This window comes from Bifidobacterium miconis (genome assembly GCF_019331735.1).
Taxonomy (GTDB): domain Bacteria; phylum Actinomycetota; class Actinomycetes; order Actinomycetales; family Bifidobacteriaceae; genus Bifidobacterium; species Bifidobacterium miconis.
In genome coordinates, this window is record NZ_JAHBBH010000053.1 from 1 (window position 1) to 13996 (window position 13996).

The window sequence follows — 13996 nt, forward strand, 5'->3', positions numbered from 1 at the left end:
GTCGACGGACGTGCGTGAGAAGGACAACTGCTACGACGTGGACATTGATATGCCGGGCTTTGACAAGAACGACATTTCCCTTGAGCTGAACAACGGGTATCTGACCGTGTCGGCTCACAAGGACGAGAACCATGACGACAAGGCGCAGGACGGCAAGTGGCTGCGTCGTGAACGCTACATGGGCAGCTGCTCTCGTAGCTTCTACGTGGGCGAGGACGTCAAGGAGTCCGACATCCACGCGCAGTACAAGAACGGCACGCTGTGCATTCAGGTTCCGAAGATGCAGGCCCAGCCGCAGGTTGAAGCCAAGCACCAGATCGCCATCGAAGGCTGATATCTGCTTCGCCGCTAAAGCGGCAACAGATTGATCGACCATCTCCTGTTCGCAGCGTCATGCATACGCGATGCCTCGATGTGAGCGAACAGCTGCGGGACGTCAACCCGATATCTTCGGCAAGCGATAAGGCCGGATGACCCCAATCGGTCATCCGGCCTTATCGCTTTTTGCATTCTGCGGCACTACACGCGTCAGACGCGCATGGCCTCCTTGGCGGCCTCGACCTGCGCCGGGCCACCCTCGCCGGCGGCGATGAACCGACCGGAGGCGAGCACGTAGTACTTGTCCGCGCGCTCGACCGCGAACTGCACCTTCTGCTCGACCAGCACCACGCCGATGCCCTTGTCCTCGGCCATCGTACGGATGGCCTTCTGGATTTCGGCCACGATGTTCGGCTGGATGCCCTCGGTCGGCTCGTCGAGGATCATGAGCTTCGGTCGGGTGATGAGCGCACGCGCGATGGCGAGCTGCTGGCGCTGGCCGCCCGAAAGCAGGCCCGCGCGGCGTCCGGCGAACTCCTTGAGGACGGGGAACATCGACACGGCCTCGTCGTAGCGGGCGGCCGCCTCGGAACCGTAGCGGTCGGCGACCACGTGCAGGTTTTCGTCGACGGTCATCGTGCCGAACGACTGCTGCCCCTGCGGCACGAACGCCATGCCCTTGCGGATGCGCTGGTTCGGAGCGGCCTTGGTGATGTCCGCGCCGTCGAACGTGATCGAGCCGGACGTGACCGGCAGCAGGCCGAGCAGAGCTTTGAGCAGCGTGGTCTTGCCGGCGCCGTTGTTGCCGACGATGCTGACCCACTGGCCGGCCTCGACGTCGAAGCTGATGTCGTTGACGACGGTCACCTTGCCGTAGCCGGTGTTGAGATTCTTCACTTCAAGCATTGCCATGATGAGTTTTTCCTTATGCTGTCCGCAATGTGGCTTCTGACTACCCCTCAGTCACGCTTCGCGTGCCAGCTCCCCTGGCAAGGGGAACCGAGAAGGGGATGGATTTATTCGCCGCAACGGGGCGGAGGTGAATGATGCGTGCGGCCTCAAGGCGCGGGAGACGAAGGCGTACGAAGGTACGTCGAGTCTCCAGCAACGCAGAGGACGCTCCATCATTCGCCTCCGCCGAGGTAGATGCGCACGACTTCGTCGTTGTTCTGGATGTCTTCGACCGAACCTTGGGCGAGGATCTCGCCCTGGTTGAGCACGGTGACGGAGTCGGCGAACTGGCGCATGAATTCCATGTCGTGTTCGACGATGATGACCGTGCGGTTCTTGCTGCATCGCTTGAGCAGCTCGCCGGTGGCGACGCGTTCGGCCGGGGTCATGCCGGCGACGGGCTCGTCGAGCAGGAGCAGGTGCGCATCCTGCACGAGCAGCATGCCGATTTCGAGCCACTGCTTCTTGCCGTGGGGCAGGATGCCGGCCGGCTTGGTGGCGTCCTCGGTCAGGTTGCACACATCCATCATGTATTCGATGTTCTGCGTCACGCCGCCCATGGGCCGGAACAGGTCGCGTCCCTTCTTGCGGAAGCCTTCGGCGAGCTGCAGGTTTTCGAGCACGGTGAGCTCCTCGACCACGGATGCGGTCTGGAACGTGCGTCCGACGCCGAGTTTGACGATGTCGTTCGGTTTCTTGCCGAGCAACTGTTCGCCGCGGAACGTGGCCGATCCGCTGGCCGGCACGAGTCCGGTGATCGCGTCGATGATGGTCGTCTTGCCGGCGCCGTTCGGGCCGATCAGGAAGCGCAGGTCGCCGTGCTCGACGGTCAGGTCGAGGTTTTTGACGGCGACGAATCCGTCGAATTCGACGTGCAGTCCCTTGATTTCGAGATAGTCGTTCCACTGGCCGCCGCGGTCGTCGAGCACGGCGAGCTGGTCGTGCAGACGGGCGCGTTCCTCGACGATTTCGGCTTTCATCTGCGCGGCCTCGTCGCGCATACGCTTGGCTTCGTCGCGCATCTGCACCATTTCGGCGCGCAGCTGCTCGAGATCCTCCTTGGAGGCGGGGGCCGAGTCGGCACCCGGCGTGGGCTTGGTCTGGGTTGAAGTGTTCGTCATGTTTCGCTCCTCACTCATTCGTTCTCACGAGCCGGCCCGTTCACGCCGTCACCGCGGCGGATGCAGACGCCGCAGCCTTGACGTCACCGCCACCGTCGCCCGCAGACGCAACGGACGCGGACGCGGCGGCGGCCGCAACCGACCCGGCCGAACCGATCCCCAGCCGATCCTTGATCCACGGCCACAGTCCCTTGAACTGGCCGAGTCCCATCGGCACGAACGCGATCACGAGGATGAAGATCAGGCCTTCGATGTACGTCCACGCGGACGGATACGCCTCGGACAGCTGCGTTTCGGCGAAGCGCACGAGCAGCGTGCCGACGACCGGCCCGAGCAGGGTGGTGCGGCCGCCGATCACGACGCCGGCGAGCATGAGGATGGACGGGGTCACGCCGATGTCGGACGGCGAGATGATGCCGACGACCGGCACGAACATCGCGCCGCCGATGCCGGCGAACATCGCGGCGAGCGAGAACGCGAACACCTTGATCGACGCGGGGTTGTAGCCGAGGAACTTCATGCGGTTCTCCTGGTCGCGCACGCCGATGATCAGGTCGCCCATGAACGAGCGGCGGATCCACCACACGACGAGCACCATGGCGAGTGTCAGGAACGCGCAGATGTAGAAGATCATCTGCTTGTTCGCGTCGTCGGTCAGGTCGTAGCCGAAAAAGCCCTTGAAGTCGTTGAGGCCGTTCGTGCCGCCGGTGGTCTTGGACTGGCCGATAAGCAGCACGGAGAACGCGGCGACGAGCGCCTGCGAGAGGATCGCGAAGTACGCGCCGCGCACGCCGCGTCCGAACACCGCCAGACCGAGCAGCGCGGCGATCGCGCCGGGCACGGCGGCCACGCCGATCACGGCGATGACCGGGTTGCGGAACAGCTCCCAGAAGCCCGGCACTTCGGTGATGCCGTACTGAGCCATGAAGTCCGGCACCTGGCCGGGGCCGATGTCCGAGAGCTTCATGTGGATGGCCATCACGTACGCGCCGAGGCCGAAGAACAGGCCCTGGCCGAGCGTCAGCATGCCGCCCTGACCCCAAGCCAAACCAATGCCGACCGCGACCATCGCGTAGCACAGGTACTTCGAGAGCAGCCCGAGGTTGTACACGCTCATCACGCTCGGCGCGAGCAGGATCAGCACGACCGCGATCGCGGTGCCGATCCACGGCTTGTACTTGGCGTAGAACTCGCCCGCGGCCGACGCGGACGCGCCGCCGGAAACAGTCTTTTTGCTTGCCATAATCGTCTCCAAACGTCTCTATCTGAGCACGGCGAACGCGCGCTACGCCAAGTTCCTCGAACGGATCGAAACCAGTCCCTGCGGGCGGAACTGCAGGAACACGACGACGATCAGGAACACGGCCACCTGACCGATCGACGCGGACGTCGGCAGTTCGATCGCCGACTGGCACAGGCCGAGCACGAACGACGCGATCACCGCGCCCTTGAGCTGGCCGACGCCGCCCGCGACGACGACCAGGAACGCCTGCACGATGAACGTGGTGCCGAAGTTGAAGCTGATCGAGTTGAGCAGGCTCAGCGCCACGCCCGCGATGCCGGCGATGCCCGAGCCGAGGAAGAAGGTCACGTGGTCGACGGTGCGGGTCGAGATGCCGGAGACCTCCGCGAGATCGCGGTTTTCGGACGTCGCGCGGATCTGGCGGCCGAGCGGCGTGAGCTTGAGCACGGCGTACAGCGCGGCCACGCACACGATCGACAGGATGAAGATGAACAGTCGGCCGGCGGAGAAGCTGTAGCCGAACACGGTCACCGGGTTGGTGAGCGCCTCCGGCGCGGACGCGTACACCGGCGTCGCGCCGAAGATGTCGCGCGCGAGCTGCTGCAGGACGAGCGATACGCCGAACGTGACGAGCAGCGTGTCGAGCGGGCGCATGCGCATGCGTTCGAGCAGCGCGACGTCGAGCAGCAGGCCGAGCAGTCCGGAGACGGCGAATCCGACGACGAGCGCGACGATCAGCGCGACCGTCTTGTTGCCGATGAGCGTGCTCATCACGTACGCGGTGTACGCGCCGGCCATCATGAACTCGCCGTGCGCGTTGTTGATCACGCCCATCTGACCGAACGTCAGCGACAGACCGAGCGCGGCGAGCAGCAGGATCGAGCCGTTCGACAGGCCCGCCACGATTTGCGGGAATAGCATATCCATGATTCGGGTTCCTTCTCTCTCGGTTACTCGTTGCTCTCGCTCGAGGCGCTCAGGCTCTTCGCCCAGTCGTACGTCTTCAGGTACGGGTCCGGCTTGATCGGGCCGTCGGACTGCCAGACGGTGTGGATGAGCTTGTCGTCGCCGATTTCACCGATGTACGAGGTCTTGTAGATGTGGTGGTTCTCGCCGTCGACCGTGACCTTGCCTTCGGGGGCGTCGAACGTGACGCCGTCCGCGGCGGCCTTGACCTTGTCCACGTCGAACGACTTGGCCTTCTCGACCATGCCCTTCCACAGGTAGACGGACGTGTACGCGGATTCCATCGGGTCGGAGGTCGGTCGGTTCTCGCCGTACTTGGCCTTGAAGTCCTTGACGAACTTCTTGTTTTCCGCGCTGTCGAGCGTCTGGTAGTAGTTCCACGCGGTCAGCTGGCCCTTCACGTTGTCCACGCCGATCGCGGAGACCTCCTCCTCGGCGATGGACATGGAGATCACCGGCACCGTGTCGGCCTTGAGGCCGGACGCCTTGTACTCCTTGAAGAACGCGACGTTCGAGTCGCCGTTGAGGGTGTTGACCACCGCGTCCGCACCGGAGAACTTGAGCTTGTTGACGATCGTGGTGAAGTCGGTGGAGCCCATGGGCGTGTACTCCTCGCCGACGACCTCCATGCCGTTGCCCGCAGCGTACGCCTTGACCACGCGGTTCGCGGTCTGCGGGAACACGTAGTCGGAGCCGACCAGGAACAGCTTCTTGTAGCCCTTTTCCTTGAGATAGTCGAGCGCGGGCACGATCTGCTGGTTCGGCGCGGCGCCCGAATAGAAGATGTTCGGACTGGATTCCATGCCCTCGTACTGCAGCGGGTAGAACAGCAGCGCGTTGTCGGCCTCGAACACGGGCAGCATAGCCTTGCGCGAGGATGACGTCCAGCCGCCGAACACCGCGGCCACGCACTCCTTTTCGATCAGCGTCTTGGCCTTTTCGGCGAACACGGCCGGCTCGGACTTGCCGTCCTGCTGGACGACCTTGAGCTGCTTGCCGAGCACGCCACCGTTCGCGTTGATCTCGTCGACGGCCATGTGCAGCGAGTCGCTGACGGTCTGCTCGGAGATCGCCATCGTGCCGGACAGCGAGTTGACGAAACCGATCTTGATCGTGTCGCCGGACGTGTCCACGCACGACGACTTCGCGCTGGTCGCGGTCGTGCTGTTCGCGTCCAACGCGTCCTTTTCGGCGACGGTGCGTCCCCAGCCGCAGCCGCTGGTCGACAGCACCGCGGCCGCCGCGCACAGCAGCGCGATCACACGCGCCTTAGATAGTGTGGCCATACGTTCTCTTCCTCTCGCGCAAGACCTACGTTTGTTAGCGAGAGCAAGAATGGCAGCGGATGGTTGATTTTCGGTTGCCCGTTTGTTTCGTCCGCGTCTCGATCGTGACGAACACGTTACGCACGCATTCGCCCCCTAATACTTAGCTCCCCTTGTCAGGACGTTACCGTGAAGCAAACAGCGGAGCTGCTTGCAGGCAACGTGCGAGCCGACAGGCGAGCCAATGCGGCGCGGGCGCAGCCCGTCCTTAATTGCAGGGGAGCTGTCACGCAGTGACTGAGGGGTAGTCAAACCCATTGCCGTCCATTGAGGGAGAACATGGCAGGCACGATCACATTTGCCTCTGCCTCATACGTCCCCCGCGCGACGACGTGTGCTCCCCCGTTTCGCGGTACGCTTGGTAACTATGGAACTCACTGTTTTGAATCACCCGCTGGTCGAGCACAAGCTCACCGTGCTGCGCGACAAGAACACCTCCTCCGCCACCTTCCGCGAGCTCGTCTCCGAGCTCGTTATGCTGGAGGCATACGAAGCCACCCGCAATCTCGACGTCGTCGACAAGCCGATCGAAACGCCGGTCGCCCCGATGGTCGGCAAGCACATCGCCGAGCCCCGCCCGATCATCGTGCCCGTGCTGCGCGCCGGCCTCGGCATGCTCGACGGCATGACCAAGATGATCCCGTCCGCCGAAGTCGGCTTCCTCGGCATGAAGCGCGACGAAGAGCACCCGACCCAGCAGATCACCTACGCGAACCGTCTGCCCGACGATCTGACCGGCCGCCAGTGCTTCCTCCTCGACCCGATGCTCGCCACCGGCGGCACGCTCGTCGCCGCCACGCACTATCTGGCCGAACGCGGCGCCAAGGACGTCACCGCGGTGTGCATCATCGCCGCGCCGGAGGGCATCCAGTTCGTGCAGGAGCACATCGACCCGTCCATCGACTTCAAGGTCGTCGTGTGCGCGGTCGACGAAAAGCTCAACGACAAGTGCTACATCGTGCCGGGGCTGGGCGACGCCGGCGATAGGTTGTACGGCGTCATCGACTGACCCACAAATACGCGAGTGGCGGTTTTCGTTCACTGACACATCCGTCAGCGAACGAAAACCGCCACTTGTGTTATTGGCCCCCGCTCAGCTCACTGCTTCACGGAATTGTTGTAGTCGTCGAGCGTGGTCTGCATGGCCTTGACCTGATCGCTCAGCGCGGTCTTCGGATCGGCGCCCTCGAACACCTTCTCCACGGCGGTTTCCACGGCCTTGCGGGCCTGCGGCATCACGCCGGCCGAGCAGCCCTGCGTGGCGGAGGTCAGCTTCGTGTCGGCGAGCTGCTTGACGGCCACGTCGAACTGCGGGTACTGTTCGCGCCACTGCTTGTCGGTCGCGGTCTCCAGCGCCTTCTTCGAGGTCGGGAAGTAGCCGGTGCCGGTGTGCCACGTGGCCTGGTTCTCAGGCTCGGACAGGAACTTGATGAACTTCCACGCGGCCTGCTGCTCCTCGTCGGAGTGCTTCACGTTGGAGATCCACAGCGACGCGCCTCCGATGATCGGGCCGGAATCGTTGTTCTTGATCTTCGGGTAGTTGCCCACGCCGACTTCGAAGCCCTTCTGCTTGGCGGCCTCCATGATGCCGGCCAGATCGGCCGTGGACTCGACCGTGATGCCGACCGAGCCGGTCTCGAACGCGTTGACCGCCGCGTCGGTGTCGGTGCCGGTGTTGCCGGAGATGCCGGCATCGATCATGCCCTTCCACCACTTCATGAACGTCACCGCGCCGTCGTTGTCGAACGTGAACTTGGTCGCGCGGTCGGAACCGCGGCCGTTGTCCGGCGAGCAGTACAGGTCGCCGTTCGCGGCGATCTCCTGCTCGAGGTACCAGCCGTAGACGGCGGCGTTGAAGCCGTACTGTGCGGGGCCGCCGTTCTTCTTCGAGAGCTTCTCGGCGTCGGCCTTGACCTCGTCCAGCGTGGCCGGGGCCTTGTCCGGGTCGAGTCCGGCCTGCTTGAACATGGTCTTGTTGTAGTACAGCACCGGCATGGAGGTGTTGAACGGCATCGAGTACAGCTTCTTGTTGACGGTGTAGTAGCCGGCCACGTTGGGCTGCAGGTCGGACGTGTCGTAGTTGTCCTTGTCGATGAAGTCCTGCATCGGCGTGATCGTGCCGGAGTCCATCATGAAGCGCGAGCCGATATCGTAGATCTGCATCATCGTCGGCGTGGACTGCGACTGCACGGCGGACTTGTACTTGGTGATCGCGTCGTCGTACTGGCCCTGATACGTGCCCTTGACGACGATCTTGCCCTTGTTCGCGTCGTTGAACTTGCTGATGAGCTTGTCGAGCACCTGTCCGTTGGTGCCGGACATCGAATGCCAGAAGTTCACGACGACCGCGCCGCTGGAGTCCTTCGGCGTGGCGACGTTCGCGTTGGCGTTGCCGCAGCCGGCGACGGCCAGCAGCGATCCGGCGGCCACGGCGGCGGCCACCAGCGTACGCATTGTCTTGTTCATGATTGCCTCTCTTGTTAGTTGGGAAATGTCACGTATGATGTGCGGCCGCGCTGCCGTTTGCGCACGGCCGCGCGGCTTACTTGGTCGAGCCTGCGGTCAGGCCGCGCACGATCTGCCGCTGGCCGAGAATGACGATGAGCAGCGTCGGGATGACGGCGAGCACCGCGCCGGCCATGACCAGTCCGGGGTTGAAATTGTCCGGCGACTGCAGCTGCGTGATGCCGATCTGGATGGTCTGCATCTCCGGCGTTTCGGTGACGAGCAGCGGCCAGAAGAAGCCGTTCCAGTGGGTCAGGAACGTGTAGATAGCGAGCGACGCGATGGCCGGGCGGCTCAGCGGCAGCACGATCGACCACAGCAGGCGCAGGTTGGACGCGCCGTCGATGCGCGCGGCCTCGACCAGTTCCATCGGAAATTGCCGCATGAACGAGTACATCATGAAGATGCCGAATCCGCTGGCCAGGTACGGCAGGATCAGCGCGAGGAACGTGTTGCGCAGGCCTAGCGACGAGATCGTCAGATAGTTCGGGATGATCACGGACTCGCCGGGGATCATCATCGTGCCAAGGAACAGCGTGAACCAGACGCTCGCGCCGCGCACCTTGAGCACGACGAGCGCATATGCGACGAGCGTGGACGTGAGCACCTGCGCGACGGTGATGATCAGCGTCGAGCCGAACGAGTTGACGTACTGGCGGAACAGCGGGATGATCTGCGCGGCCGTGGCAAGATTGCCCCACGTGATGCCGTGCTTCGGCCAGATGGCCGGCGGATAGGCGGCGATGTCCTGCTGCTGCATGAGCGTGCCGGCGAACGAGTAGTACACCGGGAAGATGACGATGACGCCGAGCAGCACGAGCACGAGCAGACCGAAAATCTTCGACGCGACGTAGCGGGCGTGCGAGAAGTTCGCGGCGAGGCCGCTGGCCTTGGCCTTGGACCGTTCCGCGCGGATTTCCTTGGTGTCCTTGGCGTCCGCCGCGGCGGCGGCCTTGATGGCCTTCGGCTTGGCGGGAATGGTGGTGGTTGTCGCGACGCTCATTGGTTGTCGACCTTCCTGCCCACGGTGGTGAACTGGATGAGCGTGATGATCGCGACCACCACGATCAGCACGATCGCCTCCGCGGATGCGTAACCGAAATTGGAACTGTTGTTGGCGAAGCCGTGCATGTAGATGTCGTACACGAGCGTCGTGGTGGACGAGTCCGGGCCGCCCTTGGTGAGCACATGGATCTGGCCGAAGCTCTCGAGCGACTGGATGGTGTCGGTGATGATGAGGAAGAACACCTGCGGCATGATCATCGGGATCATGATGAACCACTGCAGGCGGAATCCGGACGCGCCGTCGAGACGCGCCGCCTCGACGACCTCGTCGGGCACGGAGCCGAGTCCGGCGAGCAGGACGAGCACGTTGTAGCCGATGTTCATCCACACGGTCGTCATGGCGATGGCCGGCAGCGCGAACTGCGAGCTGGTGAGCCAGCCGATCGGCTGGCCGCCGAGCTTCTGCACGATCGCGTTGAACAGGCCGGTGGCCGGGTTGAAGAACGCGGAGAAGATGATGGACGCGGCCGACACCGAATAGGCGAACGGCAGCGCGAACACGGTGCGGAACACGCGGTTGACGGTGGATTCCTTGTTGAGCATGAGCGCGATGATCAGCGACAGCACGATGGTGGGCACCACGGTGTACACGGCGAACAGCAGCGTGTTGAGCATGATCTTGCCGAATTCCGGATCGGTGAACACGCGCTGGAAGTTGCGCAGGCCGACGAACTGGCTTTGCCGGCCGAGGATGTCGGTGCCGGATGCGGACAGGATGAACGTGCGGATCAGCGGGTAGACGACGAAGCAGGCGAATACGGCGATGGCGGGCAGCAGGTAGAGCAGCGGCGTCCATGAGCGGACGTCGAACGGTTTCTTCCCGTCCTGCCGGGTTCCGCCCGACGCGGTGCCGGGATGCGCGATGGCGGCAGACATAATTTCAGACCTTTCCAACGATCGCCGGCCCGATATCTCAAATCTCTCAAAGCGATGCTTGGTCTGTGACGAAGGCGGCGATTCGGCGGGAGCCTTGGATCGGCTTCCGCATACCGTCTTAACAAGTCCGCAAGGTCCCGGCGGGCCACGTCGTCCGCTGTTCATCTCGATTTCATGGGGACACCATCGTCCATTGCCCGTGCGTTGTCCACACGCCGCCGATTTGCATTCCCCGGACGACACGCTAGTGCCCTGCCCGCAACCGCCCTTCCCGTCTCTCCGCGTGGCAGAAAACGCTCGCTGAGAGACTTCTCAGCGAGCGTTTTCTGCCATGACTCAGTTCTCTCGCGACCGCGACGCACTCAGCGCTCGGGCACGAACGCCTCGAAGATGTGACGGTCGAACCACTGGTCGCACTGGTCGAGCTCGTGGCTGCTGCGCACGGTCCACGAGACGGCCGTGGCACCCATCGCACGAGCCAGGCGCACCTGCGGGCTGCTGCCGCCCGTCCAGTCGTACGCCACGAAATCGGGGCGCGACAGCCAGTCGAACACGAGCAGGCCCGCCGCCCACTCCGGCACGCCGCCCTCGCCGTTGATCTCCGGCTGCCACGAGAGCTGTCCGCGGCACACTTCCGGGCGGTGGTCCTTGTACCACTGCACGGCGCGCGGGTTGAACGATTCGATCACGTACGGGCCGTCGTACGACTGCAGCAGCGCGTCGCCCTTCTCCATGAGCTCTTCCTCGCGCGGACCGAACACGGCGTTGTCGTCGAACTTGTATTCGACGATCAGCGGCACGCGGCCGGCGACCACGCTCAGCACGTCGGCGAACAGCGGCACGTGCTGGTAGTAGCCGGCGGGAGCGTTCGCGGGCGTCACGACGGACGCCGGATCGTCCGCGCCCGGCAGCTCGGCCGCGACGGCCGTGCCCGGCGCATCGTTCGGGAACAGCGGGATGCGCGTCAGCTCGTCGTACGTCAGATCGGCGACGCGGCGCGGATCGCCGGCCACGCGCAGCAGGTCGGGATCGTGCACGACGATGACCTGTCCGTCGGCGCTCAGCTGCAGGTCGAGCTCGATGCCGTAGCCGGCCTCGGCGGCCGCGGCGAACGCGGCGAGCGAGTTTTCCGGCGCGATCGACGTGGTGACGGACGGGTCGCCGTAGCCGGCCTTCATGGCCATGCGCCGGGCGCGGGCGACGTATTCGCCGCTTTCGACCAGATACTGCTCGGTGAGTCCCGAGCCGGCGTCGTGCAGGCCGCGGTGCGCGTACCACACGTTCGGCACGGACGGCACGAAATTGCGCTGCTTGTCGGTGAACGAGCGCGGACGGATGGCCCACGCCGCGGCACCGGCGGCCACCGCGCCGCCAAGCAGAACGTTCTTCAGGAACTTGTTGGATGACATGGCATTCCTCCCTTGCGTCACCCGTATGCTGACGCCTCCGAGCCTATCCCACGGGCGCGGCAAACGCGGGAACGCCTCACCGGCCCGCCGCACGGCCCGTTATGATGGGGTGAGTCCCGTTCGCGCGCAAGGCCGCCTGCGCGCGGCCACCCAGCCAAGAGGTTCCCATCATGTCCAGTTCAGCAACCGCCGCAGCCCAGCCTCCGGCACCGATCGACAAGCCGAACGGCAAGGTCACGCTCGCCGACGTGGCGCGCGCGGCCGGTGTTTCGCTAGCGACCGCGTCGAAGGCGATGCACAACGTGACGCGCGTGAGCGCGGCCACGCGCGCCCGCGTCCAGCAGACGGCGAAAGACATGGGCTACCAGCCGAACGCCACCGCGCAGTCGCTGGCGACGGGCCGGTCGAACGCGATCGGCCTGATCACCTCCGATTTTCAGGGCGTGTTCTCGACGCCGATCCTGCTGGGCGTGGAGGACGAGCTCGGCGTGCGTTCGAATTCGGTGATGCTGTGCAACGCGCGCGGCGACGCGATGCTGGAGAAGACGTACGCGCAGTTTCTGTTGTCGCGCAACGTGGACGGCCTGATCATCGTCGGGCAGGACACGAATCCGCGACCGCCGATCGACGTGGACGCGACGGTGCCGGTCGTGTACGCGTACGCGCCGTCGTCCGATCCGGCCGACTGTTCGATCACGTGCGACAACGTCGGCGCGGGGCGCATGGCCGTGGAGCATCTGATTTCGTGTGGTAAGCGCCGGATCGCGATCATCGCCGGCGAGAACGCGTACAAGGCCGCGCACGATCGCGTGCAGGGCGCGCGCGCCGCGCTGCGGCAGGCCGGACTGCAGCCGGTCGGCCCGGTGCGCGCGGGCGGATGGTCTGCCGATTGGGGTCGCGCGGCGACGCGACTGCTGCTCGACCAGCACGTCGAGTTCGACGGCGTGGTGTGCCAGAGCGACGCGATCGCATGGGGCTGCATGGACGCGCTCAAGGAGCGCGGGCTGAACGTGCCGGGCGACGTGGCGGTGATCGGCCACGACGACTGGGCGCATATCGTGCTGGGGCTCAGCCCGAAGCTCACGAGCATCAGCAACCGCACGAACGAGATCGGACGCATGGCCGCGCGCACGATCATCGACGCGGTCGACGGCCACCCGCACCACGGCGTCACCTACCTGCCGTGCAGCGTCAGCCAGCGCGAATCCACCCTCCCCCTCAAAGCGTAATAATGCTGGCGGAGCCTCGGCTCCCTCGGCTAGGACAACGCCGTATAGAAAACAGCCCAGTGGGCTGTTTTTAGGCGTTGTGCTCGCCGATAGGCGAGCCAGCAATAACGCTCGCGAAGCGAGTCCTTAATTGCAGGACGCTGTCACGCGTAGCGTGACTGGGGGAGCGTTGCGGCACGCAAGCGTCGCCAGCAACACGACATACACGCAGTTGCGCTCACGACTCGGCAACGATGTGGACCATATTGACGACAGCATCGGGAAACGGGACCGTGATGCGATGCCAGTCGGCGTCGAGTTGGACGGCGGTCGCCGATTGCTCGTCGCCGTTGACCGTCAGCCGATAGGTGCCGGCCGCAGGCATGCGGAGGGACAGTGTGCCATCGTGCGCATCGCCGGTGACGTTGTCAATCGTGAGCGTCACTTGGCGGACGGTCGAGCGGACGCTCTCGTCGCCCGCCTCGACCGTCGCGCACCGCACTTCGGCGAGCGCGTCGCGGTCGAGCTTGACGGCCCAGTCGTGCACGGTGTCGAAGAAGCGCACGCGCAGGCCGTCGGTCGGGCGGATCGCATAGTCGTCGGCACGTCGGTTCTCCCCGTTCGTGACTGCGACGGCATCGCCGTGCGATGCACCGGACAGTCCTGCGGCGATTGCCGCCAGCACGTCGCCGTCGCGGCTCCAAGCATCGGAACGAGCGTCATTCGAGTCGCGACCGCACACGTCGTCGATCAGCTCGCAGCCGTAGCCGCGCAGGCCGCCGTCGTCCGGGTCGCGCATGACGAACGACGCGGCGGAGCGCAGGGCGCCGAAGTAGCCGAGCGCGCTTTCGCCGGAGTAGGGCACGAAGCCGCGGACCATGCGCTTGGAGCCGCTGCCGTCCGGCCGGCCGGGCCGAGTGCCGGTGAGTTCGCCGGTTTCCGCGACGTGGATCCATGCGGAGGCGCCATCGTTTGCAGGATCGTCGCTCAGGTAGCCGCCGGAATTGTA

13 protein-coding genes are annotated in these 13996 nt (G+C 64.8%); 3 read left to right on the plus strand and 10 right to left on the minus strand.

What is annotated here, in order from left to right; genetic code table 11:
- Positions 1-334 (plus strand): Hsp20/alpha crystallin family protein (locus tag KIH79_RS11805; protein ID WP_219059559.1); only part of this gene is annotated, 334 nt, incomplete at its 5' end.
- Between the two features lie 194 nt (positions 335-528).
- On the opposite strand, the gene urtE is transcribed toward KIH79_RS11805, so the two are convergent.
- The 5 genes from urtE to urtA all read right to left on the minus strand — a co-directional run bounded on the left by urtE (position 529) and on the right by urtA (position 5885).
- Entirely contained in the window at positions 529-1230 is a 702-nt protein-coding gene (gene urtE, locus KIH79_RS11810; RefSeq protein ID WP_236023836.1) for an urea ABC transporter ATP-binding subunit UrtE, read from the minus strand.
- Between the two features lie 212 nt (positions 1231-1442).
- Positions 1443-2390, minus strand: coding sequence for an ABC transporter ATP-binding protein (locus tag KIH79_RS11815; protein ID WP_236023837.1), 948 nt, complete (start codon positions 2388-2390; stop codon positions 1443-1445).
- A 40-nt stretch (positions 2391-2430) separates the two neighbouring features.
- Positions 2431-3633 (minus strand): urea ABC transporter permease subunit UrtC, encoded by a 1203-nt coding sequence (gene urtC / locus KIH79_RS11820; RefSeq protein WP_219059560.1) that lies wholly within the window; start codon positions 3631-3633, stop codon positions 2431-2433.
- A gap of 42 nt (positions 3634-3675) precedes the next feature.
- Complete coding sequence (urtB, locus tag KIH79_RS11825) at positions 3676-4560, minus strand: urea ABC transporter permease subunit UrtB (protein WP_219059561.1); 885 nt, start codon at positions 4558-4560, stop codon at positions 3676-3678.
- 23 nt (positions 4561-4583) lie between these two features.
- Positions 4584-5885, minus strand: coding sequence for an urea ABC transporter substrate-binding protein (gene urtA, locus KIH79_RS11830; RefSeq protein ID WP_033492596.1), 1302 nt, complete (start codon positions 5883-5885; stop codon positions 4584-4586).
- Between the two features lie 406 nt (positions 5886-6291).
- On the opposite strand from urtA, the gene upp reads away from it, so the two are divergent.
- Positions 6292-6933, plus strand: a complete 642-nt coding sequence (gene upp / locus KIH79_RS11835; protein ID WP_219059562.1) for a uracil phosphoribosyltransferase — start codon at positions 6292-6294, stop codon at positions 6931-6933.
- A gap of 89 nt (positions 6934-7022) precedes the next feature.
- On the opposite strand, the gene KIH79_RS11840 is transcribed toward upp, so the two are convergent.
- From KIH79_RS11840 to KIH79_RS11855, 4 genes are all read right to left on the minus strand, one after another.
- The gene (locus KIH79_RS11840; RefSeq protein ID WP_219059563.1) at positions 7023-8390 is read right to left on the minus strand and encodes an ABC transporter substrate-binding protein; all 1368 of its coding nucleotides are present in this window, start codon (positions 8388-8390) and stop codon (positions 7023-7025) included.
- A gap of 76 nt (positions 8391-8466) precedes the next feature.
- Positions 8467-9432, minus strand: a complete 966-nt coding sequence (locus tag KIH79_RS11845; protein ID WP_219059564.1) for a carbohydrate ABC transporter permease — start codon at positions 9430-9432, stop codon at positions 8467-8469.
- The gene (locus tag KIH79_RS11850) at positions 9429-10370 is read right to left on the minus strand and encodes a carbohydrate ABC transporter permease (RefSeq protein ID WP_219059565.1); all 942 of its coding nucleotides are present in this window, start codon (positions 10368-10370) and stop codon (positions 9429-9431) included. The genes KIH79_RS11845 and KIH79_RS11850 overlap by 4 nt, the downstream gene beginning before the upstream one ends.
- Positions 10371-10732: 362 nt before the next feature.
- Entirely contained in the window at positions 10733-11779 is a 1047-nt protein-coding gene (locus KIH79_RS11855) for a glycerophosphodiester phosphodiesterase family protein (RefSeq protein WP_219059566.1), read from the minus strand.
- Between the two features lie 170 nt (positions 11780-11949).
- Here KIH79_RS11855 and KIH79_RS11860 point away from each other — a divergent pair, with 170 nt between their 5' ends.
- Positions 11950-13008: a LacI family DNA-binding transcriptional regulator gene (locus KIH79_RS11860; RefSeq protein ID WP_219059567.1), complete on the plus strand. Its 1059-nt coding sequence runs from the start codon at positions 11950-11952 to the stop codon at positions 13006-13008.
- A 217-nt stretch (positions 13009-13225) separates the two neighbouring features.
- Here the strand turns inward: KIH79_RS11860 and KIH79_RS11865 are convergent.
- Positions 13226-13996, minus strand: a 771-nt coding sequence (locus tag KIH79_RS11865) for a hypothetical protein (RefSeq protein WP_219059568.1), incomplete at its 5' end; no start/stop codon positions are given.